The 26,198-nt window shown below is 34.6% G+C and carries 26 protein-coding genes, 1 tRNA gene and 1 pseudogene; 13 read left to right on the top strand and 15 right to left on the bottom strand.

Features of this window, described 5'->3' with window-relative positions; genetic code table 11:
* Window positions 1–11 precede the first annotated feature (11 nt).
* Both pnp and ACWHVF_RS06030 read left to right on the top strand, forming a co-directional pair.
* Window positions 12–2,285, top strand: a complete 2,274-nt coding sequence (pnp, locus tag ACWHVF_RS06035) for a polyribonucleotide nucleotidyltransferase (protein ID WP_064125478.1) — start codon at window positions 12–14, stop codon at window positions 2,283–2,285.
* 209 nt (window positions 2,286–2,494) lie between these two features.
* Window positions 2,495–2,770, top strand: a complete 276-nt coding sequence (locus ACWHVF_RS06030; protein WP_447933252.1) for a hypothetical protein — start codon at window positions 2,495–2,497, stop codon at window positions 2,768–2,770.
* A 136-nt stretch (window positions 2,771–2,906) separates the two neighbouring features.
* Here the strand turns inward: ACWHVF_RS06030 and rpe are convergent, their stop codons facing one another.
* Window positions 2,907–3,587: a ribulose-phosphate 3-epimerase gene (gene rpe, locus ACWHVF_RS06025; RefSeq protein ID WP_064124717.1), complete on the bottom strand. Its 681-nt coding sequence runs from the start codon at window positions 3,585–3,587 to the stop codon at window positions 2,907–2,909.
* Between the two features lie 118 nt (window positions 3,588–3,705).
* On the bottom strand, window positions 3,706–4,134 hold the full coding sequence (locus ACWHVF_RS06020) for a zinc-ribbon domain-containing protein (protein ID WP_064124716.1): 429 nt from the start codon (window positions 4,132–4,134) through the stop codon (window positions 3,706–3,708).
* A 73-nt stretch (window positions 4,135–4,207) separates the two neighbouring features.
* Here ACWHVF_RS06020 and dapD point away from each other — a divergent pair, with 73 nt between their 5' ends.
* Together dapD and ACWHVF_RS06010 are read left to right on the top strand one after the other, a co-directional pair.
* A complete protein-coding gene (gene dapD, locus ACWHVF_RS06015) occupies window positions 4,208–5,038 on the top strand; it encodes a 2,3,4,5-tetrahydropyridine-2,6-dicarboxylate N-succinyltransferase (protein WP_064124715.1) in 831 nt (276 codons plus the stop codon).
* Between the two features lie 142 nt (window positions 5,039–5,180).
* A protein-coding gene (locus tag ACWHVF_RS06010) for an IS630 family transposase (protein WP_447933057.1) occupies window positions 5,181–6,192 on the top strand; the annotation gives its coding sequence in 2 pieces (ribosomal slippage) (window positions 5,181–5,642 and window positions 5,644–6,192; 1,011 coding nt in all).
* Between the two features lie 172 nt (window positions 6,193–6,364).
* On the opposite strand, the pseudogene ACWHVF_RS06005 reads toward ACWHVF_RS06010, so the two are convergent.
* The 3 genes and pseudogenes from ACWHVF_RS06005 to ACWHVF_RS05995 form a co-directional block, all read right to left on the bottom strand.
* A pseudogene (locus ACWHVF_RS06005) lies at window positions 6,365–7,117 on the bottom strand (IS5 family transposase).
* Window positions 7,118–7,290: 173 nt separating this feature from the next.
* The gene (locus ACWHVF_RS06000; protein WP_064125056.1) at window positions 7,291–7,575 is read right to left on the bottom strand and encodes a DUF2610 domain-containing protein; all 285 of its coding nucleotides are present in this window, start codon (window positions 7,573–7,575) and stop codon (window positions 7,291–7,293) included.
* Window positions 7,576–7,947 (bottom strand): hypothetical protein, encoded by a 372-nt coding sequence (locus ACWHVF_RS05995; RefSeq protein WP_064125057.1) that lies wholly within the window; start codon window positions 7,945–7,947, stop codon window positions 7,576–7,578.
* A 101-nt stretch (window positions 7,948–8,048) separates the two neighbouring features.
* Here ACWHVF_RS05995 and ACWHVF_RS05990 point away from each other — a divergent pair, with 101 nt between their 5' ends.
* Complete coding sequence (locus ACWHVF_RS05990; RefSeq protein WP_064125058.1) at window positions 8,049–9,230, top strand: class I SAM-dependent methyltransferase; 1,182 nt, start codon at window positions 8,049–8,051, stop codon at window positions 9,228–9,230.
* 115 nt (window positions 9,231–9,345) lie between these two features.
* Here ACWHVF_RS05990 and ACWHVF_RS05985 read toward each other — a convergent pair whose 3' ends face one another.
* The 6 genes from ACWHVF_RS05985 to ACWHVF_RS05960 all read right to left on the bottom strand — a co-directional run bounded on the left by ACWHVF_RS05985 (window position 9,346) and on the right by ACWHVF_RS05960 (window position 13,086).
* On the bottom strand, window positions 9,346–9,495 hold the full coding sequence (locus ACWHVF_RS05985) for a hypothetical protein (RefSeq protein WP_245611032.1): 150 nt from the start codon (window positions 9,493–9,495) through the stop codon (window positions 9,346–9,348).
* 80 nt (window positions 9,496–9,575) lie between these two features.
* A tRNA-Ser gene (locus ACWHVF_RS05980) sits at window positions 9,576–9,662 on the bottom strand.
* A 31-nt stretch (window positions 9,663–9,693) separates the two neighbouring features.
* Complete coding sequence (locus ACWHVF_RS05975; protein WP_064125059.1) at window positions 9,694–10,500, bottom strand: DUF2163 domain-containing protein; 807 nt, start codon at window positions 10,498–10,500, stop codon at window positions 9,694–9,696.
* Between the two features lie 68 nt (window positions 10,501–10,568).
* The gene (locus ACWHVF_RS05970) at window positions 10,569–10,847 is read right to left on the bottom strand and encodes a type II toxin-antitoxin system RelE/ParE family toxin (protein WP_064125060.1); all 279 of its coding nucleotides are present in this window, start codon (window positions 10,845–10,847) and stop codon (window positions 10,569–10,571) included.
* Window positions 10,844–11,068 carry a TA system antitoxin ParD family protein gene (locus ACWHVF_RS05965; RefSeq protein WP_064125061.1) on the bottom strand — a complete coding sequence of 75 codons (225 nt, stop codon included), beginning with the start codon at window positions 11,066–11,068 and terminating at the stop codon, window positions 10,844–10,846. Before ACWHVF_RS05965 ends, ACWHVF_RS05970 begins: the two co-directional genes overlap by 4 nt.
* A gap of 113 nt (window positions 11,069–11,181) precedes the next feature.
* Entirely contained in the window at window positions 11,182–13,086 is a 1,905-nt protein-coding gene (locus ACWHVF_RS05960) for a WD0745 family porin (protein WP_064125062.1), read from the bottom strand.
* Between the two features lie 353 nt (window positions 13,087–13,439).
* On the opposite strand from ACWHVF_RS05960, the gene ACWHVF_RS05955 reads away from it, so the two are divergent.
* Window positions 13,440–14,696, top strand: coding sequence for a lipase family protein (locus ACWHVF_RS05955; protein ID WP_064125063.1), 1,257 nt, complete (start codon window positions 13,440–13,442; stop codon window positions 14,694–14,696).
* A 538-nt stretch (window positions 14,697–15,234) separates the two neighbouring features.
* Here the strand turns inward: ACWHVF_RS05955 and ACWHVF_RS05950 are convergent.
* The 4 genes from ACWHVF_RS05950 to ispD all read right to left on the bottom strand — a co-directional run bounded on the left by ACWHVF_RS05950 (window position 15,235) and on the right by ispD (window position 19,179).
* The gene (locus ACWHVF_RS05950) at window positions 15,235–15,414 is read right to left on the bottom strand and encodes a hypothetical protein (RefSeq protein ID WP_064124730.1); all 180 of its coding nucleotides are present in this window, start codon (window positions 15,412–15,414) and stop codon (window positions 15,235–15,237) included.
* 29 nt (window positions 15,415–15,443) lie between these two features.
* Entirely contained in the window at window positions 15,444–16,238 is a 795-nt protein-coding gene (locus ACWHVF_RS05945; RefSeq protein WP_064124729.1) for a 3'-5' exonuclease, read from the bottom strand.
* Entirely contained in the window at window positions 16,231–17,115 is an 885-nt protein-coding gene (era, locus tag ACWHVF_RS05940) for a GTPase Era (RefSeq protein ID WP_064124728.1), read from the bottom strand. The genes ACWHVF_RS05945 and era overlap by 8 nt, the downstream gene beginning before the upstream one ends.
* 852 nt (window positions 17,116–17,967) lie before the next feature.
* Complete coding sequence (gene ispD, locus ACWHVF_RS05935) at window positions 17,968–19,179, bottom strand: 2-C-methyl-D-erythritol 4-phosphate cytidylyltransferase (RefSeq protein WP_064125459.1); 1,212 nt, start codon at window positions 19,177–19,179, stop codon at window positions 17,968–17,970.
* A gap of 486 nt (window positions 19,180–19,665) precedes the next feature.
* Between ispD and ACWHVF_RS05930 the strand changes: the two genes are divergently transcribed.
* The 7 genes from ACWHVF_RS05930 (at window position 19,666) to ACWHVF_RS05900 (ending at window position 26,050) form a co-directional block, all read left to right on the top strand.
* Window positions 19,666–20,730: an AI-2E family transporter gene (locus ACWHVF_RS05930; protein WP_064125456.1), complete on the top strand. Its 1,065-nt coding sequence runs from the start codon at window positions 19,666–19,668 to the stop codon at window positions 20,728–20,730.
* Between the two features lie 129 nt (window positions 20,731–20,859).
* On the top strand, window positions 20,860–21,495 hold the full coding sequence (locus ACWHVF_RS05925) for a DnaA ATPase domain-containing protein (protein ID WP_064125457.1): 636 nt from the start codon (window positions 20,860–20,862) through the stop codon (window positions 21,493–21,495).
* Between the two features lie 361 nt (window positions 21,496–21,856).
* Complete coding sequence (locus ACWHVF_RS05920; protein WP_064125458.1) at window positions 21,857–22,843, top strand: tyrosine recombinase; 987 nt, start codon at window positions 21,857–21,859, stop codon at window positions 22,841–22,843.
* 55 nt (window positions 22,844–22,898) lie between these two features.
* Window positions 22,899–23,624, top strand: coding sequence for a lysophospholipid acyltransferase family protein (locus ACWHVF_RS05915; RefSeq protein ID WP_182319746.1), 726 nt, complete (start codon window positions 22,899–22,901; stop codon window positions 23,622–23,624).
* A 51-nt stretch (window positions 23,625–23,675) separates the two neighbouring features.
* Window positions 23,676–23,945 (top strand): 30S ribosomal protein S20, encoded by a 270-nt coding sequence (gene rpsT / locus ACWHVF_RS05910; RefSeq protein WP_006279236.1) that lies wholly within the window; start codon window positions 23,676–23,678, stop codon window positions 23,943–23,945.
* A gap of 80 nt (window positions 23,946–24,025) precedes the next feature.
* A complete protein-coding gene (locus ACWHVF_RS05905; RefSeq protein WP_015589409.1) occupies window positions 24,026–25,276 on the top strand; it encodes a citrate synthase in 1,251 nt (416 codons plus the stop codon).
* A 63-nt stretch (window positions 25,277–25,339) separates the two neighbouring features.
* Entirely contained in the window at window positions 25,340–26,050 is a 711-nt protein-coding gene (locus tag ACWHVF_RS05900; RefSeq protein WP_064125461.1) for a class II aldolase/adducin family protein, read from the top strand.
* Window positions 26,051–26,198: the final 148 nt, after the last annotated feature.

Raw genomic sequence — 26,198 nt, 5'->3', positions numbered from 1 at the left:
AGGAATTTAGTATGTTTAAAATTATAAAAAAATCTATAGAGTGGGGTGGTTGTACCTTATCTTTAGAAACAGGAAAAATAGCACGCCAAGCTCATGGTTCAGTAGTTGTAAATTACGGTGGTACTTCTGTTTTAGTAACTGTTGTACATAAAAAGAAGGAAGAAAGCGTTGATTTCCTACCTTTAAATGTGCAGTTTATCGCAAAAAGCTATGCCATGGGTAAGATCCCTGGTGGTTTTTTTAAAAGAGAAGGCAAGCCATCTGATAGAGAAACTTTAATCTCAAGAGTAATAGATAGGAGTGTAAGGCCACTCTTTCCAGAAGGATTTCATGATGAAATTAGTGTGGTGTGTAATCTATTAACTTATGATACAGTCAATCCTCCTGAAGTGCCAGCATTGATTGGTGCTGTTGCAGCTCTTGCGGTTTCTGGTGTTCCTTTTCACTTTACTATAGCTGGAGTGATAGTTGGTTGTGATGAAAATAATAACTATATACTCAACCCTTCTGTTCAAGAGATGAAAGCAAGCAGCTTGGATCTGTTTTTGTCTGGTGATGAAAATTCGATTTTAATGGTTGAGTCAGAAGTGAAAGAGCTCTCTGAAGAAAATGTTTTTAATGCAATAAAATTTGGCCATGAACACCTTAAACCTGTCATTAAGCTCATAAAAGAGTTTGCTGATACAGTTGGCAATAAGCCTGAAAGCTTTGCTCCTGTTGATACATCAGATATAACACAAGAGCTCGAAAAATACGGTAAAGATTTTGAAAAAGCATATTCGCAAACAGTAAAACAAGAGCGAGTTCAAGCTCTAGAAGCGGTTAGAGAGAATATATTGAATACTCTTAAAGAGACTGGAAAAGATGAAAAGTTAATTACGTATGCAGTAAAAAACTTTGAAAGATCTTTAGTACGTGAAATAATTAGGAAGAAAGGTGTAAGGATAGACGGTCGTAAGCATGATGAGATACGTCAGATAGAAGTTGAAGTTGATATTCTGTCCAGAACTCACGGTTCTGCGCTGTTTACAAGAGGTAACACTCAGGCATTGGTTGTTACTGCTCTTGGTACTACTCAAGATGAGCAAATTGTGGATGATATTGAAGGAGATAGACGTGAGCATTTCATGCTGCATTATAATTTCCCTCCATTTGCTGTTGGAGAGGCTTCTGCTATACGTGCACCAGGAAGGAGAGAAATCGGTCATGGTAAACTTGCTTGGAAAGCAATTCATCCTGTTTTACCTGATAAATCTGAATTCCCCTATACAATAAGAGTAGTATCTGAAATTATGGAATCTGATGGTTCTTCTTCTATGGCAACAGTTTGCGGGACTTCTCTTGCTTTAATGGATACGGGTGTACCAATAAAGGCCCCTGTTGCTGGAATTGCTATGGGCCTTATTAAAGATAAAGACGAGTATGTAATACTTTCCGATATATTGGGTGATGAAGATTATCTTGGTGATATGGACTTTAAAGTAGCAGGAACTAGTGAAGGAGTTACGGCGTTACAAATGGACATGAAAATTTCTGGTATAAGCTTTGAAATTGTTGAAAAATCTTTAGAACAGGCAAAAGCTGGAAGATTACATATTTTAGAAAAAATGAATGCAGTGATTTCAGAACACAGTGATGACGTCAAAGACCATGCACCAAGGATGTTATCATTTTACATAGATAAAGACAAAATTTCTGCAGCTATTGGTGCTAAAGGAAAAAATATACGTAGTGTGTGTGAGAGAAGTAATGCAAAAATTGAAATAGGAGATGATGGTAAAGTTTCTGTTTTTGCCACGAGTGGCACTGAAGCTGAAATTGCAAAGAGTATGATGATTGATTCAATAACAGAACTAGAACAAGGTTCTATAGTTGATGTCAAAGTTGTAAAAATAGAGAAGTCTATTGTAGAGCTTGAATTTCTTAATGGCAGAAAAGGAAAAATGCACATAAGTGAAGTAGCTAATGAACACATAGATTCTATAGAGAGCATACTCAAACAAGGTGATACTTTCAAAGCACTAGTAATTGACTTCGAAAAAGGTGGATGTCCAAAGTTGTCAAGACGTCGAGTTGATCAAGAGACGGGAGAGTTTTTTGAAGGTGAGCTTTACAATGAGGAAAGGAAAGATGGTCCAAATGACAGGGATAATTATTACAATAATTCATTTAATAGAAAACCTGGAGGAAGTCACCATAAGAGGCCTCCTCGTCCTCGTTCTGGTTTCAGCAACAGAAATAGGCCGAAATTTGGTAATAATGATTCATCATCAGGCTTTTATTAAGAGTAAACTTCTTGCGTTACCTCTTGTCATCCAAGTAGCTTGACTACTTGGACCAGAGACTTTTTCAAATTGGTAGATAATAGAAATAATTTGTGTTAACTAGCTAAAGATCTTAGGTTTGCCAACACTCCGCTACGTGTTAGCGGCTGAGATACCGCGAATGAATCGCGGGTATTCGTTCAGGATAGCGGCAAGACCATAGAGTGAAAGTGAGTTTACAACAAATGGTGTCATCCCAGTGCTTGACACTGGGATCCAGAAAATTTGATTGTGTACTATACAACATTTTCGATCAAAAGCTGGATTCCAGTGTCAAGCACTGGAATGACATCACAGGGGCACTGGAATTTTTGTTTCAATATTTGTACATTAGCCATGCATCTGAACAGATACGGAAAATAAACTTAATTGAAAAAACAAACCAAGAATGGAAAGATTTATATGATGAAATCGTATCTGGATTCCAGTGTCAAGCACTGGAATGACACCATTTGTTGTACAAATTACCTTTGCAAACAAATGTTCGTACAGCTGTGTGTCATGTACTTTATTTGCACATTAGCCACTTCCCTGAACAGATACAATCGCGGTATGACGTAGGGCTGCACTAGCTATATAGGATTACCACGATGGATTTTTAAGATCATTTACGGCCTTCTTAATATCTTCAGCCTTGAATATCGCCGATCCCGCAACTAAAATATCAGCACCTGCTTTTATTATATCAGCTGCGTTAGAAAAGTTAATTCCACCATCTACTGAAATTTGTGTTTTAAGATTACGCTCCTGTATCATTTTTTTTATAGTAGATATCTTGTTCAACTGTGAATGAATAAATTCCTGCCCTCCAAAGCCAGGGTTGACTGTCATAATCAGCACAATATCTAGCTCATGTATTATATATTCAAGCACACTTGGGGAAGTTGAAGGAACAATTGAGACTCCAGCTTGAATCGGTTTTTTTGCGTCGTTTACATTTTTGTATGACTTTATCTTTCTTATCAATCTCTCAAGGTGTATCTCTGCTTCTGCATGTACAGTGATAATATCAGCACCAGCATTTATAAAGCTTTCAATGTGGTTACCAGGAGATTTGACCATTAAATGCACATCAAAAGGAAGATTGCTATATTTACGTATTGCAGAGACAACGCTAGGACCAATTGTAATATTTGGAACGAAATTCCCATCCATAACGTCTATGTGTATGTAATCTACACCTAAATCGCTAATTTTTCTTACTTCTTCTCCTAATTTTGCAAAGTCTGCTGAAAGTATAGAAGGTGCAATTTTAATACTCATGAGCTGTTTTTTACTAAAAAATAACTTATTTTTAAAACTCTGTCACCCTAATACCTATTTGCATCATCTGAGTAGTTATAGGAACTGGATACCGATATCGGCGATGGTTTATGCCTATTTAACTAGATCTTAAATTAGATAAAAAAAGGTAGTCTTGATAAAACTTATTTACAACAAGTTTTTTTACATTTGGATTTTCTGTTTGTTCTTTTTTGTACCCTAATTTATAGCTTATTGAATCCTTATATGAACTGATCATTTTGTATGCTTTGTTCACCTCTCTAGGAAAGATGCCATTAGCAATTACGACGCATAACCCTGTAGCTGTTGCAAAAGCTAGAGTGGTAAATGCTAGACTTTGTAAAAAATTCCTTCCACTAATTTTTTTTTCCTGTATATTAGCAGAGTGCGATTTGTTTGATGCTTCTTCTAGATGTTCATGCCATATATGATTGCAGTTCGTACACTTTACCTTTCTTCCAAATGCACCAATTTGCTCAGAAGATACTAAGTAAGTTTTAGTACAACTATTACATTGTATTTTCATAGCACTTACATATAAAGTAGTAACAAGCTCAAATAGTACAGAACTATAAATTTAATATTAATATATATAACAAATGGAAGGTTTGCAACTAAAAAAAACACAAAGTGAGATAGAAAATATTTGGAAAAATAGAGAAAAATTTAATGACTGTAACCTAAAGGAAACAGCAAGAATAGCAATTAAAGAGGTAATTGAGCTCCTTGATAGTGGCAAAATTAGAATAGCAGAAAAGCTATCAAGTGGAGAATGGGTAGTACATAAGTGGATAAAGCAGGCAATATTATTAAATTTTCTCACTGAAGAAAACAAAATAATAGACAATACCAATTGCTGGTTTGACAAGATCGGTAACAAATTTAGTGAATGGAATGAGGAGAAATTTCGCCAGTTAAAAATTAGAGCAGTTCCTGGGTGTTTTGTCCGCCGATCTGCTTATGTAGGTACAAATGTTGTTCTAATGCCAAGTTTTATCAACGTTGGTGCATATGTTGATTCAGGAACAATGATAGATACCTGGTCAACGATTGGTAGCTGTGCGCAAATAGGAAAAAACTGCCATATTTCCGGTGGAGTGGGAATAGGTGGAGTCCTTGAGCCTATTCAAGCTTCACCTGTCATTATAGAAGATAATTGCTTTATTGGAGCACGTAGCGAGGTAGCCGAGGGTGTGGTAGTGAGAGAAGGATCAGTCCTTGGCATGGGTGTGTTTATTGGAGCGTCAACAAAGATTATTGATAGAGAAACTAGCGAGGTATTTTATGGCGAAGTGCCACCTTATTCTGTAGTGGTACCAGGGTCTATTCCATCTAAAAATAATATTTCAACCTATTGTGCAGTCATAGTAAAAAAAGTGGATGAAAAGACGAGATCGAAAATCTCTATAAATGAAATATTGAGGGATTAAACTATATATCTGTAATATGACACAATATTACATAGTAAATGATGTCACTTCAGTACTTATACCAATTCCCATTACACGGCAAACAGATAGACAATAATAGAAGACAAGCCATAATGAAATAAGTGAAATAGTCGAGGTATAAATGGCACTAAGATCAAAATTATTGGATGAAGAAGTAGTAAAATCAGCAAAAAAAATGCTGAAGAAAGTAAGGAACAATGCATATGTTGCAAAAAAACTAAATGCTGTAATTGCAGCAAAAAAGCATAGTATAACGGCTGTAGCAAAAATATATTGCATTTCAAGAAGCGCACTAACTTCGTGGATAAAACTCTTGAAATTAGGCAGAGAAGAAAAATTGTTTGCTCCTCCACAACGGCGTAGAAAAACTAAATTAAATCAGGCTCAACTACAGCAAGTTGAAGCATGGGTAGGAGAAAATCCTAATATTACCATTAAAGAAATGAGAATAAGAATCCAGGAAAAGTTCGGCTTAAATATTAGCAAATCTACAGTACACCGCTATATGCAAAAGATGAAATTCTCTTATATTACACCAAGACCAGTACACAATGTACAAGATAAAAGAAAACAAGAGGAATTCAAAAAAAAATCTCAACGAAGTTATTGGCAAGTATTCTGAAAAAGAGCTGTTTTTCTTCGATGAATCGCGGTTTGGCACACATTCAAAGACCGGGCATGGATGGTTTAAAAAAGGCGTCAGAACAAAAGTTAAGGTAAAATTAGGTAGGGAAAATTTTTATCTCTACAGTGCAGTTAATCCTAGAAATGGGGAGAATTCTAGCTTGTTTGCACCGAATGTCAACACTGATTGTATGAATATATTTCTTGAGCAAATGTCTCAATATTTGGGACCACGAGAAGCCTTTCTTGTTATGGATTGTGCTAGTTGGCATAAGTCGAAAAGTTTAAAGGTACCTAAAAATATTGAGATTATATACCTACCACCATACTCACCTGAACTCAATCCAGTTGAGAGGCTTTGGTTGTATGTAAAACAGAACATTTTGCGCAATAAAATATACGATACTATTGCTTTGCTTGAGAGTGCTTTGTGTAAATTTATTACTTCTCTTACCTACTCCACAATTAAACAACTCTGCTATGTATCCTATTTGAATGACCAACAATGAGAATTGGTATTACTGTACGAACATTGTAATTTGTAGGCAATTTGTGTGGCAGGTGGTGTCATTCCAGTCTGGAATCCAGTTTTTCACGCAACCCCATCAAAAACGTAGTGTTTTAATATAAATGAGATTAGCTACTTTTATATTCACCAACCTAGGCTCTGTGGACAAAATTTTAGAGAAGCCATATGAGAGCTCCAACAAAATTTAGAAATCCCATGTAAACCTCTGCGGTCTTGTCAAATCTGGAAAAAATGCGCCTAAAATTTTTAATTTTACCGAAAAAGCACTCAATCAAATGACGTTCTTTATAAATATGCTCATCATAGTATCTTTGCACTTTTCGATTCCTTTTTGATGGAATTACGATTTCACATTTCCTGTTTTCAAGGCTGACCACAAAAGCATTGCTGTCATAACCCTTATCAGCTACTACAATGGAGTTATAGACATTTTTTGTTAATACTTCAGCTTGTGTAATTTCATTCCTCTGGCCAGGAGTAAGTATAAATTTTAAAGGATTTCCCAATGCATCAACAAGTGCATGAATTTTAGTCGTAAAGCCACCTTTACTTCGCCCTAAAGCCTCTTGATCCTTCGAATCTTTTGTATATCCAGCCGAACATGGATGGGCTCTAATGATCGTACCGTCGATTATGACGGCTTCTAAATCTGGCTCTTGTTTTGTGTACTCCAATAAATTTTTCCAAATACCCCTTTCGCACCATCTCTTAAATCGTTTGTGTATACTTCTGTAATTGCCATAGATTTTCGGCAAAAGTCGCTATTGGCAACCACTTTGCGCCATATACCACACTGCTTCTATGAATATTCTTAAACGTTTTTCGTCTTTACTATGCATTCCTTTTATGCCTTTTATGAATTCTAAAATTTGTTTCCAATTTCTTTCTTTTATATAATATTCCATTCGGTAGTTTCTCCATTTTTATGTTCATTTGGTTAAACTACCACTTTTTTTCTCCCTCTTCATATTTTTTGTCCACAGAGCCTAGTTGGATCCCAGTGTCAAGCACTGGGATGACAAGAGAGAAGGTATAGGAAAGACAGGAAGAAGATATTGGATGATAAGAGAGCAGTTTGCTATTTTTTGCTATCGCTTTTTTTATCATTATTACTAACCACAGTAATGGCATACGCGCATAACTCTGAGAAAGAGACTCCATTTTCTTGAGATAGTTTATATAATTTTTGTAGACTTTCTTTTACTTTATTAGGAATATTCCCTCCACGTTCTTTTACAAGCCAGGAATCTTGATGATGAATTGGATGAGCATCACTTTTTGGATTTCCTATGTATATTGCAAAAGGTGAACTTTGTCCTTTGAAGTCACATTGTACAGTAAATTTTTTTATAGATTCGGCCATTTAAAGACCTCTACTTTTCTTTTTGGTCGATTTTATAGCAGGTGGAAGAGGTGGTTTCTTTATAAAATCTTGTCTATTGACAACACTTTCTCTACCTTCCAAAGCTCGGCGAACATCAGCTCTGCTTAATTGCGACTCTTTTGCTACCTTCATTCCATGCTTTGCCATAATATTAGCATATGCTAGTACTTTTTTTACCAATGCTAGATCACCATCTAGCATTTGAACTAGCACTTGAAACACTTCCGCTAAAGTTAGCCCATCAGCATTTATAACCTTGTTTTCTATAAAATTGACAGCTTCTTCAAATTTGTATTCAATACTATCATCTTGAGGTATAAGGGCAACATAATCGGTGTTTTTGTCGTCCATAACTGAAGCACTATTACTCACAAACTTAAGTTTATACTATATATATAAATACTCTACTATTTTATATTATGGCACGCTATAGTTAAACATTTATTAATAACATGCTCACTTATATACACGAATTAATTGACAAAAGTCAAGGATCAATATCCATCAGTGATTTCATGAATGCCGTTTTGTACCATGAAAAATACGGCTATTATACAAGTAAATTACCGCTTGGTAAGGATGGTGATTTTACTACTGCACCTGAGATCAGCCAATTATTTGGTGAAGTAATTGCAGTTTGGATAATGCATACATGGGAAAAATTAGGAAAGCCATCAAAATTTTCTCTAGTTGAACTTGGGCCAGGCAAAGGAACACTGATTCACGATATAATAAGAGTCACTAGAAAATACAGCAGCTTTTTTAATTCAATGTTGATCCACTTAGTTGAAATAAGCCCTACTTTACGGAAGATACAAAAGGAAAAATTAAAAGGCTTAGGTGTTAATTGGCACAAAGATATTGACAACCTACCAGAACAACCAACCATTTTTTTAGCAAATGAGTTCTTTGATGCTCTTCCGATAGATCAGTTTGTATATCGTTATGAGGGGTGGTATGAAAATAGGGTGACAAAACAAGATGATGGCAGTCTCTTGGTGTCATGCCAGTGTGTAGTGCCCCTTCCTCGTCATCCCAGTGCCCCCTCTTTGTCATCCCAGTGCGTGACACTGGGATCCAGCAAAATTGATTGTAAACAAGCGCACTATGCAACATTTTCGATCAAAAAACTGGACTCCAGTGTCAGTTACTTTCATGACACCATCTGCAAGTCGTGCAGTTGTATACCAAGCGCTAGAATGACAAATGGAAAACTTTTTAATGGTGCAGTGGTGGAAATATGTTCGACTGGGGTTGAAATATTAAAAAAACTTGAGAAGAAGATACATAATAATAAAGGAGCTGCTTTGATTATAGATTACGGTTATGTATACCCCGCATATAAGAGCACTTTGCAATCGATAAAACAACATAAGTATGCTAATTTTCTTGAGAATGTTGGTAATAGTGATATTACTGCACTTGTGAACTTTCAAGCATTAAAAGATTCATTAAAACACGTAGATTGCGAGATTTTAACTCAAAGAGAATTTTTGTATCTTTTTGGCATAAAAGAAAGAACCCAGGCTTTAATGAAAAGCGCAAATGATGAACAAAAGAATAGGATCTTTAGTGAATTCTTAAGGTTGACTGAAAATATGGGCACTCTTTTTAAAGCAATGCTATTGATATAGCTAACCCAAGAAAGGTTTCCCTACGTCATACCGCGATTCATTCCATAACTGTACGAACATTGCAATATGGGCCTACCAGGAGGGCAATGCCTCTTATCCAAGTACCCTCTTCTTGTCATCCCAGTGCTTGACACTGGGATCCAGGAAACTTAATTGCAAGTAATGCATTGGGTTTGGTGAGTATGGGTTTTGCGTTATAAAATGAAGCACTTTTGGTGAATTTGTAAAGAAAACTGGATCCCAGTGTCAAGCACTGGGATGACACCCTCCTGGTAGGCCCATATTACAATGTTTGTACAGTTGTGCGCGCGACCGAGGGTTTTATACCATTCTAGAAGTGATATGCGGAAAAGGGGGGATTCGAACCCCCGACATATTTTCATATGTGCACGCTTTCCAAGCGTGTGCTTTAGACCACTCAGCCACCTTTCCATGCTTATTCATAATATTGAAAATTGTACTGCTAAACAATATAAAAACCTGGTATATATGGTTCACCACGAAAATTCACAGTGTTGTTAAACTTGCTTCTGCAAGTTGGAAATGTTTTATTGCAACCTGCGAGTATTGAATATTTATCTCCAGCAAAAATTTGGTATGGAGGCGAAGTAAACAACGTAACTACTTTATTTTTATATTCTTTTACTACACCTTCAAATGCTGTTGAGCCAAAGAATTTTACTACTCCGTGCTTATAATATTCATCACTCTCAGTTAAATTCGTGTCTTCAAATCTTCTTTCGTCTATTACTTTAGTGATTGTACTTATTTTACTAAATTTTTTAGTATCGGCTTTACACTTATCATCGCAAAATTGTGCTCTGCATGCAGGAGAGTATAATTCTGCTATGCTTCTCTCAAGCTTTGCTGAGAGCCCTCTAATTTCAACAATAAATCTTCCACTACTTAATGTCACTTTACCAAAAGTTCCTGAATGTAGATTCATTGTCCCCTGGGTCAAGTCTTTATAATTCACAAGAAATATCTCAATATTTGCAAAGTCGTACTTTCCTGATAAAACATCTTCTTCTTTAATATCAGCACTATTTAATATCCCTTCAATTTCTAGATTATCAGTTTTTAAATCGCTGTTTAATATTATACTACTGGCTGTAAATCCACTTGAAGATTTATAGAGTATATTATCAATATTTAAATCTTCATCATAGTCAGTGGATCCCATTACTTCTCCACCTGCGAGCGTTAATTTCCAGCACGTAGCGATGGTAAGTAATTCTTGAGCTAAATGATTTTTTAATGTAGTTTGCATAGTTGCCTCCTATAAATAATGGTAGAGAAAAATAAGTAGTAGCTACAATGATCGCTAATAAATCTCGTCTATATTCGCTTCTTCAGATCTCTATAAAAATTCTCATGTGGAGCAAGGGCAAGAAGTGTTAGTTCATTATTTTGTTCATTATAAAAATAAGCTAACAAAGTAAGTTGATTAAAAATGGAAAATTTATACACACGAACACCTGCAAGGTCACCTAACTTTAGCTCTCCAATATGTGGATTATTTTGAATTTGCTTGATAACTTCTTCAAGTCTAGATAGCTGGTTATTATGTAGCTTCTTCATTGACCGCTTAAAAGTATTGGTAAGAAGAATTTTCAAAGCTTTATAGGCTTATACTCTTCAATATTGCCTAATTTAGTATCCTCAATGCCTGATAGAACTTCTTTAATGATGTTATAGCTGAGCTCAGGGTTATCCTCAACAATTTGACCAACTTTAGCCCAATGCTCGATTTGTTGCGGCATAGAACGATTTTGTAACATAGAACGAGATTGTACTACTTTTTCAAATTCTCCATCAAGATTTACTGTTATATCCATGATATTGTTACTTCTACTTTAAGCTATTATACCATATATTGGAAATTTTTTCAATATAAATAATTTTCATCTGGAAATACACACCACATTAAATTGTGGTGTGTACTGGTTGGTTAGAAAGAAAACTTCACACCAGTGAGCAAAAGAACTCCTTTGTTAGAAGGTACATCAGTACCCTTTTGATCTTTCAGCGCACCTTTTTCTTCAGTCATAAAATAATGGAGAGCTGCATAAGGAACAAATTTGCTCTTACTGCAAGCAGGAGAAAGATCATATTGAACGCCAAGTGCACCATCGTGAAGCATATCTCCATCATTCATTCTACTGCCAAAGTATGTAAAGCTTGTGTAGACATTCTCATATTGATAACCAGCTCCTACAGTCCAATACATGGTATCTATACTATCTTCGCCAAATTGAGCTTTCAGCCCTTGTACTCTTTTGTCATCATCAGTAGTACCTTTACCATCAATTTCTGTATAGGTATCACCAACTAATTTTTTAATACCCTTCGGTTGACCAGATTTGCCCAAGTATGCAAAAGAGGCAGCAAATTTTATGCCTTGATCTTCATTAATCTTATAATCAGCGCTTACACCCAAATTAACACCCATAAGGTCATTGTACTCTACAAATTCCTTATAAAGATGCTTATCTTTACTTGGTTTTTTCGCTTGACCATATTCACCAACTGCAGAAGTTTTAACTTTCACCTTGTGTTTATCAAAGTCATATTCATATGATACGCCAGCACTTACTATGTGCTCATAGTCTGGACCGACATGTCTTATATCATCACCCTCCTTCACAATAAATAAACTACTATCATAGCGAGGTGAGTAGCTAATACCAAATTTTGCACCCATATAGTTTGGTGAGTAGTAAGCAACTCTAAACGGCAGTGTAGTCATAACGTCTTTGTTGTATTTCCCTGCCATACGGAAGGAGAGTTTTTCACTCTCGCTCGAGAAGCTTTCAGTGTAAAGACGTGGTGTTACGTAAAATGGAAAATTTGCAGCACTTCCTTCTAAATTCACTTTTCTGAACCAGTCACTATCTGCAGCCCCATCGACAGTTGCAATTCTTGTTGCATCAAGTCTCATCAGAGCCTCAGGACCAAATTGGTAACCAAGCTTTACGTCACCATATTTTGAACTCAAAAACACATGTGCACTTCTGCTCCTTGCAGCATTCACACCTTGTGATGCTCCCTTACCTTCAGTAACTGGGACATGAAATTGCACATCAGCGCCATAAAGAAGACCAATATCTTCATTTTTGTTTTCAGCTCTTAAGTGCAATATTGCATCTGAAATCATGCCCATGCTTTCGCTGTAATCACCAATATTTCCTATCCCTTCAGGAAATACTGGATTTGCTCCCTTTATGTCATCTGGAACATTGTTAAAATAATCTGTAGATTTCCCTGGCATAATGTTATAACGCTTATCACCAATTATTCCAAGTTTGCCATGACCTTGAGCATCAACAACACCACCGAAAGTTATTCTTAAGCCATCTTTTCCTTGGTTGGTATCGATAATATCAACCCCACCAACTGAAACAACAGGACTTGCCTTACCTTTTTCCTCTGTACTTTTGTTAACAACTTTTACATCCTTCTTTACATCTTTAGCTTCAACTTTAGCATTCTTAGTTTTAGAACGCTTAGTTTTTGAAACTTTACCTTTTTCTATATTAGAATTCTTAGCGTTTAGAGCTTTCGCTTTTGAATCCTCTATAAGCTTTGCTTTTTTCTCATTTGCTAGCCTAATCTCCTCTTTTTTCTTAAGCTCTTCAGCTTTTTTTCTTGGATCAGCATTACATATTCTGTCCATCTTTTCTTTCAGTTTTTTATTTGATGTTTTCATAACTTCTGTTTTTCCAGAAGTTTTTGTGCTCTCTTGCTTTTTTATTTCCTTCATACTCTCATCAGGAAAGTCAGCTGCAAAACTGCTGAAAGAACATAAAGTTAATAAAGAAACTAGAGCAGTTCTAGTATAAATAGATTTTTTCATGAAGTGCCCCCAAAAAATTTCGAAATCATTGTCTTAAATGTAAATAATATAAAAATGTTGAAAATTCAACTTAAAGCAACCTTATAACGGAAATAAAAGTAAAAAGCAACTTTCTTAATACGCTCAACGTGCATATTAACCAAAATTTAGTACAGAGGTTCGCTTGCTAGTGCATTATAACTCCACTATTTATTCTATGGAAGTAAAATTTTTTTATTCTAACAATAGTAATTGAAAGGAAAAGAAACTATAGCTATGTTAAAAAAATAAATTATGAAAAATACTATTGACAATAATATCAATCTACATTATAGTTAAATAAATTGTTTAGCTGATAGTAGATTGAGGTAGTTATGGATTTTAGTTTTTTACGCAATTGGTTTAGTACCACAAGTACTGGTGCAAGTAGTATAGATTCACAATTAGAACAATCAAGCTCTATTTTAGCAGATGACAGCAAATGTAAGATAGATGATGAATTTATCAATCCTGCTGACTCAAATGAGCCACGTTCTTTACCTTCTGATTACCAAATAGATGAAAGTATTGTAGAAATTGCAGGGTTTAATAAAGAGAAATTATTAGAAATGAGTAATTTCTGTAAAATAAGCTATGGTGATAACGACAATAAGTTAAGTGAAAAAAGATGCAACGCCTTAGCTGAAGAAGTATACAAAACTGGATTTGAAGTTACTACGGAAGGTTATGAAATTATTCCATCCCCTGAAAAAATGTATAAAACTAGAGCTGAACTTATTAGCGAAGGTTATGAAATCATTCCATTTGGTAATAGCTTTGAAAAAGATGCTGGTCATGTTTTCATAAAAGGTAAAGAAATAACGGTAGCTTACCACGGTACTCGTGGCTTCAATGATGGAATCACTGATGCAAATGTACTTTTTACTACTTCAGAACTTTTACCTGAAGGTGGAAGAATGCATAGAGGATTTTATAATTCATTTACGGATTCATGGCCTAATCTTTATGGCATTTTGAAATCTTATGCTGAAAAACAAGAATCAGAAATCAAAGATTTTAAAATCAATCTCACAGGTCACAGTATGGGAGGAGCTATTGCTAAGATAGCTGCTTTATGCCTCAATAAAACAGAAGGAGCTGAAGATGTTCATGTTGCAACTTTTGGTGATCCACGAGTTTTTGATCTTACTGCTAGTGAATTTTATAATGATGTTCTTCAAGAAAAAACCATTAGAGTAACTCAACATAGACAAGACCCAGTACCAGCGGTATCACCTGGTATTTGTGGTTATGCTCATGTAGGTGCACAATTGAGAATATCAGTACCTGAAGGATATTTTGTTCATCAAATAGATGGTTATCATGAAGCCATTAAAATAATGGATGAGAATGACTTCCGGTCAAACAATAACGTTTCTCTCTTTTACTACCCTTCGAGAATATTAAGCCGAATTAACTCTGCAGTTCTAGGTAATGCTCAATATTATGCTGCAAAATTAGGGGGTTATATTTTAGGTGGATCAAACTTCTTTGAGAAAGTGAAAAAAGAATACCAAAATGATAAATTTGAAGTATTGGAAGTTGAGCAAATAGCACATGAAAATTCCTCATCTATTGCAATGGGCGGATAGCTGCCATTATGGAGCAATTGTTAGATTGCTCCATAATATCTATTCATTTAAATTCAATATAAAGTATCCGTTCAGGATAGCGGCAAGACCATAGGGTAAAAGTGAGTTCACAACAAATGGTGTCATCCCAGTGCTTGACACTGGGATCCAGTCCTTTCGCACAGTTCCATCAAAGTATCCGTTCAGCAGAGTGGCAAAATAGGTAGACAAGGTGATCTAAAAAGATAATCATAGAGTAAATGTGAGGTAAGTCCTTACAATAAATGGTGTCATCCAAGTAGCCGACACTGGGATCCAGAAAAAAGAATGGTGTCATTCCAGTGCTTGACACTGGAATCCAGCTTTTTCATAATCATTAAAACGTTGTATTTTAACATAAAACAGCTATTTTTATGCTCGCCAACTTAATAAAATTCCTGGATCCCAGTGTCAAGCACTGGGATGACACCCTCCTGATGGGCCAAAATCACAATGTTCGTACAGTTATGCATTTGTTGTGCAAATTACCTTTGCAAACAAATGTTCGTACAGCTGTGTGTCACACACTTTGCTTCAATATTTGCACATTAGCCACTCCCTTGAACAGATACCCATCAAAAACGTTTAAAGGATTAACCGCTTTCGTGTTTATCAACTTAGTGCCCAATCTGGATCCCAGTGTCAAGCACTGGGATGACAAGAAAGGGAGCACTGGAATTTTTGTTTCAGCATTAGCCATGCACCTGAACAGATACAATATAAAAGTTTTCACCACAACCATTCCTCTTTAAATTTTTTTAGATGTTCTTTTTTTTCGCACTCTAAAAGCAGCTCTTCCACGCTTTTGTTGTAGCTTTCAGTAGTAATCCTTCCCTGATGATGCATGAACCTCAAGTAAATCAAATAAGTGTTAATCACATCTGTTTCACAATAATCTCGAATCTCTTGTATCTTGCCGCTATCATATAAGCCCATAACTTGTGACCCATCAACTCCAATCTTACCAGGAAGATTAAATGCTGCACAAACTTCGTTCATTTTTACTCTCGCAGAAGCTCCAAAATCAGAGAGAGATTCAAGCAAATCACAATGCCAATCACTACTATATCTCTGATTGTAACTATTCCACTTATCACCAGCTTTATGAAAGTATTCTGCTTGAATGCCATGAACCATAGCACGATACTTCAGCACTGGTATATCAAAAGTGCGTCCGTTGAAGGAAACTAATCTTGGCTTTTTCTCTGATATGTAGTTAAAAAATCCTTTTACTAGCTCTTTTTCACTGGAATTTAGTGTGCCTCCAGATCTTATTTCTTGCAGTGTAAACACTTCGTAACCGCTCTGATAGCTTATATTACAAAGTAAAAAACTAATAACTACAATTTGGTGAAAAGGCTGGCGCAGAAAAGAGTTTTGCCCGTTTGTTATTTCGAGATGATATTTTGTTAATGCATCCCTCTTCTCTTCTACACTACTATTGTCACTAATATTGAGTAAATTCTTGCAGGAATTTACATCTGGTATAGTTTCAATATCAAATACCAATAAAGAATTAAGCATTGCCTATATACTCCTCCGGACGGTCTATCCAAGGTCGCACTTTTACAAACAAAAAGAGATGAACTTTGCACTCAAATAATTTTTCTAGTTCAGCACGCGCTTCGATATTAATTTTTTTAATATTACTGCCATCTTTCCCTAGCACTATTTTTTTATGACTATCTTTTAACACAAATATGATCTGTTTTATGACTAAACTCTTATCTTTTTTTTCCTCAAATTGTTCAGTTATAACAGCAGTAGAGTATGGCAATTCTTCACGCAGGTTCAAGAATAGTTTTTCTCTCGTAATTTCTGCTGATAAAAAATCTGCTGAGGAATCGGTTATTTGATCTTCTTTATAAAACCAGGGGCTCACCGGTGCAACTTCAGACAAGTAATTCATCAAATCAGAAAGTCCATCATTCTTTAATGCTGATATCGTAAACACCTTTTCAAATTTATAAAGCAAATTCAGATGCTCATGAGCCATCTTGAGTTCTGGCCTTTTTACCAAATCAGTTTTATTGATAACCAAAATGCATCTGCCTTTTGTGCGCTGCAGCCGCATAAATATAGTCTTAATTCTTTCTATGTTTTTCAAATAATTGCTTACATCAACAAGCAACAAAGTGATGTCATCACCCTTGATTGCTGACCATGCAGATTTGACCAAAGCTTTCTCAAGTTTTGTTTCTGCTGAAAATATTCCCGGAGAATCAGTAAAGACAATTTGTGTGTTATTGCATATTGCAATACCCCTTATCTGCGTCCTTGTTGTTTGCACTTTGGGGGTAACAATTGCAATCTTTCTGCCTATGATGCTGTTAATTAATGTAGACTTCCCAGCATTTGGTAAGCCAGCTATGGTTACAAATAAGCATTTTTGTTCTTTCACAAAGGAAATTATAAAGAAAACTGGATGACAGTGTCAAGCACTGGAATCTCGGCAACCCCTACGCATACCGCCGCGGTATCTCTAGATCCCGCTAACAAGTAGCGGGATGACGATTGTCAGGCCAGCGCCCCTATGATGTCATTCAAGTAGCTGACTACTTGGATCCAGGAAAAAGAATGGTGTCATCCGAGTAGCCCCTTTTTTGTCATCCCAGTGCCCTGACTACTTGGATCCAGGAAACTTAGTTGCAAGTAATGCATTGGGTTTGGTGAGTATGGGTTTTGCGTTATAGAATGAAGCACTTTTGGTGAATTTATAAAGAAAGCTGGATCCCAGTGTCAGCTACTCGGATGACACCCTACTAGCAGAAGTTACTCTCAAATGTTTGTTCATGTTAGCTACAAACATTAAGAAATTTACCAAATGAAAAAAAAGGCAAAAGAAGCCCTGGTCATTGTCTATTTTCAGTATTGGCGTTTTTTAAGTCTTAAACGCTGCAATTTAGCTGCTTTTAAACGGCAACTAACCTTAGCTTTAATGTTTAAGAAATTTACCAGGCAGAAAAAAAAGACAAAGAACCCCCGGAGTAGCTAGTTATTCCACTCTTTATTTTAAAATTTGACGTTGGGTGATGTCTTGAACGCTTTATAAGCGCTTTTCAGCTTATGTAGGTAAAAACCTAGAAATTTTATAAAGACATGAGGTGCACATAGTGCAAAAATTAAGCATGACTTACGCCAAATACATTAAGTTTTTTGTCATTAATCCACTGCAGAGATTGCGAAGATAAATAAATAGCTTCACTTTCATGATAAGGGGGCTGGCGGAGTTTGTAAAGTAATTTTTTCGTTTCTATTCCCAATAAAAGTTTGTATGCAATAACACAGAAGCATGTGCTGCTATTCCTTCATTTCTTCCAATAGAACCTAATTTTTCTGCAGTAGTTGCTTTGATATTTACAAATTCATCACCAATTTCTAATGCTTTTGATATGAATTTCTTCATTTCTACTTTGTAAGGCGATATTTTAGGCTCCTCACAAACTATAGTAATATCTAAATTAGACACGCTGTACCCTTTTTCCTTTGCTTTTTTAGCAGCAAAGTCAAGAAAGTGAGATGAATTGCAATCTTTCCATTCAGAGGAACTAGGAGGAAAGTGCTCTCCTATATCGCCACATCCCAGTGCTCCGAGTATTGCATCAACGATTGCATGTATTGCAACATCACCATCAGAGTGCGCTTCTATTGCCATGTTGTGTTCAATTTTCACACCGCAAATTTTTATAAAGCTCTCAGCACCATTTTGAACTTTAATGAACTTATGTATATCATAACCAGTTCCGACACGAAATTTTGGCTCTTCAAAGAGAAGCTTTGCCATATTGATATCCTCTTTTGTGGTTAACTTAAAATTGCTTTTCTCACCTTTAATAATCGCAACATGTTTTTTGTGCTCTACCATTAGTGATGAATCGTCAGTAAATTCTTTGTCTGATTGATGGCACGATAATAATTCTTTGAAATTAAAAATTTGAGGAGTTTGTATGGCTCTGAGTTTTCCTCTTGAAATCGTAGATTCAACGAAATTATTACCCACCAATGACATAGTGTCTTCGACTTCTATTGCTGGTACTACTCCTGTATATTGATCATTAATCATGGACTGAGCCAAGTTATCTATCAGAACATTTGACACAAAAGGCCTACAAGCATCGTGTATAACTACAAAATCTGGGTTAATTTTTTGTAAGCTTTCAAGCCCTAGTTTAACTGAACTTTGCCTGCTTTCTCCTCCGTATACAGGGCTTAGTAATTTAGTGTCTGTAATTAGTGATATAGCTTTCTCATAGAAACTTTCATGGTCTCTATTAATTGCTATTCTTATGTAATCTATATATTGGTTAGCCAGAAATCTTTTAATTGCATGAAATAAAACAGATTTACCTGCAAGTTTTATATATTGCTTAGGAATCGTAGAATTGCATCTACTGCCTACTCCCGCTGCAACTATTAATGCTGCTATTTTGTATTTCTTAAGTCTGTTAGTGTGCATATTTATCATTTTCAGCATAAGTGTATAATAGCAGGCTACCTAAAATTTCAATAGGATTAAGAAGAGGCCTATTTTCTCTTTGCAGAGGCTTCCCTCTTTACCCCAAATTCTTTTCAAAAAAAATTTTTGACTTTATATAAAAAATTACTTCCCCTACTTAATTAGCATAATTATAATAGCAAAAGAGATATTTAGAGAGCTCAAAATCTATCTTTGCCTGCAGGCCTTTCTATTACGCATCTAAAATTCAGTTAAAAATGTAGCGTATCTTCTTCAGCGTATGTGGGTGCACACACATGCTTAATCTCTGTCGTATGGCACTGCATTTTTTCTGAATCTTTTTTCACATGGGGGAATTCTATGCCTAAAATTCCATATTCTTAACAAAAAACTACTACTTAACAGAAGTAATAAATAGTATTACAAATCATCAAATACTTTCAACATAGGAAAAATAAATTGCATATTTTTCAGTAAATTGACTATGCTAAAAGCATGCAAAAACGTCATATAACTATTTGTTTTATACTGCTTTTTATAATAGGGGTGTTATTCCTGATGCGTCCTATGATTTTTCCATGTTTAATATCCATTGTTGTTGCATATTTATTTAATCCGCTAGTAGTCAAGTTTGAAAAGTATAGAATACCGCGTTTATGTTCTGTAATTTTTATAATACTTGTTTTATTAATAGCTTTTATACTAGTTATAACATATGTTTTACCTATTATATATGTTCAAATTACCTCAATATTAAATTTCTTAGTGAGTAAAGTGCCTTCATTAAAGCTTAAAGTAATCCCCTCTGTATTAGAATTTCTTAATATAAAAATCGAGGATAGCTTATTTGATCACTTATCTAAAAACCTAGCAGAAAATTACAGCAACTATGTATCTTATTTCATGAATGCTCTTGATATTGCTAGTAACTTTATAATCCAAGTGTTAAGTTCAAGCTTTAACACAGTATCATTAATGGTGATTACTCCTGTAGTGTTTTTCTATATATTACGTGATTGGCCTTTAATTATAGAAAAAGCTAATAAATTAATCCCTATTCCTTACAGGGGAAAAATTGCAGATTATTTTTCCAAAGTAGATTTCATTATATCTAGTTATCTAAAGGGGCAGGTAAATGTATGTATTGTCATGATGGTCTTTTACTCTGTGAGCCTGAGCATAATCGGATTGAAACACTCTATTGTTATTGGAATTTTATCAGGAATATTAACATTTATACCTTACGTAGGACCATTATTATATACCATTATTGGTTTTTTGAGCGCTATCACTCAATTTAGTGGATGGTTTGAAAGTGCTGCTGTTTTGCTATTATTTGGTATTGGACAATTAATAGATTCAAACATATTAGTTCCTTTATTAATAGGAAAAAAAGTTCATATACATCCAGCTGTAATTATTCTGGGAATTACTATATGCGCTTCATATTTTGGATTTACAGGTATATTACTTTTTATTCCAATAATAGCAATGTTCAATGTATCAGTAGAATATGCAATCAATAAATATTTTAAAAGTGAGCTTTATAAAAACGGCTAACAGACCTTTTGTATAATCAATTTATGGTAAGAGGAGAAATGAATCCAGAATACCTGACACATTTGAGGAGCGTAAGTAAATTTCTGCGCAAAAATTACTACCAGAAAGAGGTTACGTAAGAGGTTTAATGTGCAATTAAATTTATTTAACAACAATCAAGCTGATTATAGTCGGCAAAATTACATCATCTTAGATGAAAATAAGCACGTGTATAATTCGGTAGTTAATGATTTATCTTGGAAATGTCTGATTCTTTTTGGACCTAAAAGCTCCGGTAAAACTCATCTTGCTCATATTTGGCAATCAATAAACGATGCAATTTTTATCAATGTGAGTAACTTCGTAAGCGAGATTAGGTATAGCAATGCTTTTATTTTAGAAGACGTACAAAACATTAAAGATGAAGCAATGTTATTACATTGTTACAACTACATGAAAGAAAGTGACAAGAGGCTGCTAATCACTTCTTCAATTTCACCAAAAAAGCTTAACTTCAAACTAAGAGATTTAAGCTCCCGAATATTGTCAACTACCAGCGTAAAAATTTTGCCTGCAAGCGAGGAATTATTAAGAATTATGCTAATAAAACGATTTTCAGATAAACAGTTAAAAATTGATTTAAAAGTGATTAATTATATTTTAGCAAGAATAGAACGTTCTTTCTATAGCATTGATAAAATTATAGAGAAGATAGATAATGAATCTATAGGGTCAAATGTGACCGTTCCTTTTATTAGCACTTTATTAAAAAAAGATGCCATTTGATTTCTTCTTTTGTAAAGGTATATATTAAAAATTTATTAACACCCATAACACTAACGTAATTGAAATCTCTATCTGTCCATGTTAGAATCATAATAAATATTATATTATAATAAATATAGATACAGCTAAGAAGTATTCTATATTTATAGTAGAGCTCACTTTATAAGGTGTTTTTTATAGATTTGACGTTATAATTTAACTATGATAAAAGTAAGATTAAATTTAAAAAAAAGGTTAAAGCAAAGGTTTGTGATGTTCACTTTATTGATAAATGCCTTATTTGTCTCATATTTTCTCATAAGAAACACAGGGAATACTTCTAATCAAATTATAGCCAAAGAAATAAATATAGGAGCTGGTAATGAAAAATAAACAGTCGCAAAATAAAAAAGAAAATCTTTACATAACATATTACATAGATGCTTTAGCTTCAGAGAGGTCCGCTACACAAAATACTCTGGAAAGTTATCGTTCGGATTTACACCAGTTTGAAGAATTTTTATTAGAAAGCGACACTACCTTGGTTGGCGCAAACAAAACCAATATTAAAGATTATGTGAAATTTCTATGTACACAAAAAAAATATAAAAGTAGCTCCATATCAAGAAAAATATCCGCTATGAAAAATTTCTATAAGTGTCTATTTAATGACGGAATAATAGATTTTAATCCAGCACCGGCTAATGATGCTGAGTTAAAGAATCCAAAAGTTTCTCGTCCTTTGCCTAAGTATTTAAGTGTCGAAGAAATATTTTTGCTAATGGACACAGTGAGAAAATCAGCAAGCGAATCGAATAAAGAGATAAGCAGTAAAAGGCTATGTGCGATTTTAGATATCCTTTACTCTTCTGGAATGCGTGTTTCTGAACTAATTGATATGAAGTTATGTGAAGTGTCACATTTAATAAACAGTAATAACAAAGAATGCTATATAATAATAAAAGGAAAAAGTGGTAGAGAGAGGCAAATTCTTTTTAATGAACAAGCATTGCAGAGCCTTAGAAATTATTTATCAGTTCGTGACAATCTGATCCTTAACGGAAAGGAATCCGATTGGCTATTCCCAGGTGATAAACCTAATAAACCAATTACAAGGCAGAGGGTCGGTCAATTAATGAAGGAGTTAGCAAGAAAATGCAATATTGATGAAAATAAGATCTCTCCACACGTGATTAGGCATTCTTTTGCTACCCATCTACTGAATAGCGGAGCAAATATTGTGTTGATACAGAAAGTTCTTGGCCATACTAACCTTTCTACAACACAAATATATACTCATATTGCTAACGAAAAGTTAAAGGACAAATTAGCTGATTCGCATCCTATTACTCAGATGAGCAATAATTAAATTTATTGTTTTTAATTTGTAATAAAGTTAAATTTAAATAAATTTATGTGAGTTTGTGATTTCAAGTTTATTGTTTAATTTCTTTCTTATATTATGGGAGGTATTCTATACTTTCATTACTCTCCCTGTAATTTTCTTTTCTGAGTGTGTAATAACCATTTTCCTCGTCTGTTCGGTGAGAGTTGTATTATTCATGCTGCGTTTATTATGTGGCATTAAATATGAAGTGAGGGGAATGGAAAACATCCCTAAGCAACCTTTTATCATTGCATCTAAACACCAATCTCCATTTGAAACATTTATTTTTATACTACTATTTAGAAAAGCGGTTTTTATTTTAAAACGTGAATTGAAATGGATTCCATTCATTGGTTTGCATCTTATAGCGCTGAAAATGATTTTTATTAACCGTTCAGATGGTATCAGTTCTATACGCCATATAATCAAACTAGCAAAAATGCGTATAAAAGAAAATAGAAGCATAATAATATTTCCTGAAGGTACAAGAACAACTATAAACCAAAATATAAAATATCAACCAGGTATTGCTGCTTTATATAGCGTATTATCTGTTCCTGTGTTACCGGTTGCTTTAAACACTGGTTTGTTTTGGCCAAAAAGCATACTTTCTCTGAGAAAGAATCCCGGAAAGGCAGTAATAGAAATATTGCCCCCAATATATCCTGGGTTAAACAAAAATGAATTCTTGCAAAGTTTAGAAAAAATTATTGAAGAGAGAAGCAGTAGATTAACCATAGAAAAAACTGATATTGCAAATTAACAAAAAAACTTTATAATTAAAAGAAAAGTATAGTATTTTAGGTATTAATATATGGCAAATCATAAGAGTGCTAAAAAAATGATAAAGGTAATAGCAAAACGCACTTTAATAAATAAGATGCGGAAAAGTAAAACTCGTACCGCTATTAGAAAATTGGTTGATATAATCAAGTCTGGCGACAAAGAAAATGTTGTTCTGGCATTTCGGAATGCTGAATCTAATTTACACAAGTGTGTGAATAAAGGTGTTATTCATAGGAATACTGCTGCGCGTAAAATAAGTCGCTTAAATGCAAAAGTAAAAGCATTGATGACCGCTTAATACGGTTAATGTAAAGTTAACTGTATTAATATATACTCCTCAGTTTGTATATTCTGTATAAAATTTAAGTAGCTTAAGTGATGGATAAAAAAGTGCTATTAGAACTAAGTAATGGATTAAAAATCGAGCTACCTGTATTAAGCGGAACAACAGGTCCTGATGTGTTAAATATCAAGGATTTATATAAGATGACAGGATTATTCACTTACGATCCAGGGTTTGTTTCTACAGCTTCATGCTCTTCTACAATTACATTCATTGATGGAGATGAAGGAGTTCTTAAATATAGGGGACATAATATAGCTGATTTGGCAGAGAATAATAATTTTACTGCTGTGATTTATTTATTGCTCTATGGTGAATTACCCAGTTCAGAGCAACACAAAAAATTTCTTCTCAAAATACAAGAATCATCCAAAGTATCAGAGCAAGTTACAAATGTAATTAAAGCATTTCCAAAAACTGCTCACCCTATGTCAATCTTAGTTGCATGTTTTGCAAGTTTGTCAGCATCTTATCATGAAAAGCATGGCAACAATGTCAATGGTGAAGACCTAGATTTTGGAATTTCTGCAATAGCGCAAGTTTCCACAATTATTGCAATGATTTATAGGCATATCAACAATCAGGAATTCATAAATGCTAACAATGAATTAAGTTACAGTGAAAATTTCTTAAAGATGATATTTGGCGATGCTGTTGATAATGATAAAAGCGCCCTTTTTGCAAAAGCTCTGGATAAAATATTTACTCTCCATGCTGATCATGAACAGAATGCTTCTACGGCGGCTGTCAGATTGGTGGGATCGGCTGGTTCTAATCTGTTTGCAAGCCTCTCTGCAGGAGTTGCTACACTTTGGGGACCAGCACATGGTGGAGCTAATGAGGCAGTTATAAATATGCTAAAAGAGATAGAGCAAAGTGGAGATATAGATAAATTCATCGAAAAAGCTAAAGATGATAAAGATCCATTTAAATTGATGGGATTTGGACACCGTGTTTATAAAAATTATGATCCGCGCGCGCGTATATTGAAAGGCGCTTGCCATGAGGTTCTAAGTAAACTAGAACAAAATAATGAACTGCTTAAAATTGCAAAAAAACTTGAAGAAATAGCTTTAAAGGATGAATATTTTATCGTGCGTAAGTTATATCCAAATGTTGATTTTTACTCAGGTATAATAATGAATGCTATCGATATTCCCTCAAATATGTTCACGCCTATTTTTGCACTTGCAAGAACCACTGGTTGGGTTACTCAGTGGTATGAAATGATAAATGATAAAGAAACTAAGATCTGTAGACCAAGGCAACTCTATTTTGGTAAATAAATTTATTTTCACTTCATTCTTTATTCCTTCTTTGAGATCATGTACAGGTTCTAACAGAGGATTGTGTTGTTAACAAAGAGCAGAGTAAAAAGGGATCTAGTCTATGCCTATCAGATTTTGTCTTACCTTAAACTGGATGATCATACATATACTCACCTCTCGGTACGTTCTGAAGATCAAAAGTCGTTTTATATTTACCCATTTGGTATACGCTTTGATGAAGTGAATGAAAATTCATTGATGAGAGTATCACTAGATGGAAATGTGATTGAGGGTAGAGAATATCAATATAATAAAACTGGCTATATAATTCATGGTTTTGTTTATCAAGCAAGGAAAGACATTCAAGCAATTTTTCACCTGCATACACCTTCTATTGTAGCAGTTTCTTCTCTAAAAGATGGACTACTTCCAATAAGTCAATGGGCACTGCACTTTTACAATAAAATCTCTTACCATAATTATAACTCCCTAGCACTTAGCAATACAGAAGGAAAGTGGTTAATAGCTGATCTGAAAGAAAATTTTGTCATGTTAATGCGCAATCATGGATCTATAACGTGTGGTCGTACTATACAAGAAGCAATGTTTTACACGTATCATTTAGAACAAGCGTGCAAAACTCAATGTTTAACGTTAGCAATGAATAGGGAGTTATCAATTCCAAGTGAAGAAATTTGCTCAAAAGCTGTAAAGGATCTCCTATCTTTTGAAAGCAATCTTGGTGAGAGGGATTGGCACGCATGGGTTAGACTAATTAAAAGTAAGTTGTAAGAGGCTTTCGCACTACTATCTGTCATCCAAGTAGGGAATCATACGCGTCAAGTTAAGAGGTTATGAGCAAATTTAGAGAGGTTAAAGTGGATACTCTGACCTTAACCAGAAAAAGTAGAGAGAAAGTTAAGACGTTTTTGGAGTAAAA

Source organism: Wolbachia endosymbiont of Dactylopius coccus (genome assembly GCF_977011065.1).
The sequence above is the reverse complement of the archived record's forward strand: the minus strand, read 5'-3'. Positions and strand labels throughout refer to the sequence as shown.

Coding starts and splice junctions, on each gene's coding strand:
- pnp (WP_064125478.1), top strand. CDS start 12: ATGTTTAAAATTATAAAAAAATCTATAGAGTGGGGTGGTTGTACCTTA.
- rpe (WP_064124717.1), bottom strand. CDS start 3,587: ATGAGTATTAAAATTGCACCTTCTATACTTTCAGCAGACTTTGCAAAA.
- ACWHVF_RS06020 (WP_064124716.1), bottom strand. CDS start 4,134: ATGAAAATACAATGTAATAGTTGTACTAAAACTTACTTAGTATCTTCT.
- dapD (WP_064124715.1), top strand. CDS start 4,208: ATGGAAGGTTTGCAACTAAAAAAAACACAAAGTGAGATAGAAAATATT.
- ACWHVF_RS06000 (WP_064125056.1), bottom strand. CDS start 7,575: ATGGCCGAATCTATAAAAAAATTTACTGTACAATGTGACTTCAAAGGA.
- ACWHVF_RS05995 (WP_064125057.1), bottom strand. CDS start 7,947: ATGGACGACAAAAACACCGATTATGTTGCCCTTATACCTCAAGATGAT.
- ACWHVF_RS05990 (WP_064125058.1), top strand. CDS start 8,049: ATGCTCACTTATATACACGAATTAATTGACAAAAGTCAAGGATCAATA.
- ACWHVF_RS05975 (WP_064125059.1), bottom strand. CDS start 10,500: ATGCAAACTACATTAAAAAATCATTTAGCTCAAGAATTACTTACCATC.
- ACWHVF_RS05965 (WP_064125061.1), bottom strand. CDS start 11,068: ATGGATATAACAGTAAATCTTGATGGAGAATTTGAAAAAGTAGTACAA.
- ACWHVF_RS05960 (WP_064125062.1), bottom strand. CDS start 13,086: ATGAAAAAATCTATTTATACTAGAACTGCTCTAGTTTCTTTATTAACT.
- ACWHVF_RS05955 (WP_064125063.1), top strand. CDS start 13,440: ATGGATTTTAGTTTTTTACGCAATTGGTTTAGTACCACAAGTACTGGT.
- ACWHVF_RS05950 (WP_064124730.1), bottom strand. CDS start 15,414: ATGGCTAATGCTGAAACAAAAATTCCAGTGCTCCCTTTCTTGTCATCC.
- ACWHVF_RS05945 (WP_064124729.1), bottom strand. CDS start 16,238: ATGCTTAATTCTTTATTGGTATTTGATATTGAAACTATACCAGATGTA.
- ispD (WP_064125459.1), bottom strand. CDS start 19,179: ATGATAAATATGCACACTAACAGACTTAAGAAATACAAAATAGCAGCA.
- ACWHVF_RS05930 (WP_064125456.1), top strand. CDS start 19,666: ATGCAAAAACGTCATATAACTATTTGTTTTATACTGCTTTTTATAATA.
- ACWHVF_RS05920 (WP_064125458.1), top strand. CDS start 21,857: ATGAAAAATAAACAGTCGCAAAATAAAAAAGAAAATCTTTACATAACA.
- rpsT (WP_006279236.1), top strand. CDS start 23,676: ATGGCAAATCATAAGAGTGCTAAAAAAATGATAAAGGTAATAGCAAAA.
- ACWHVF_RS05905 (WP_015589409.1), top strand. CDS start 24,026: ATGGATAAAAAAGTGCTATTAGAACTAAGTAATGGATTAAAAATCGAG.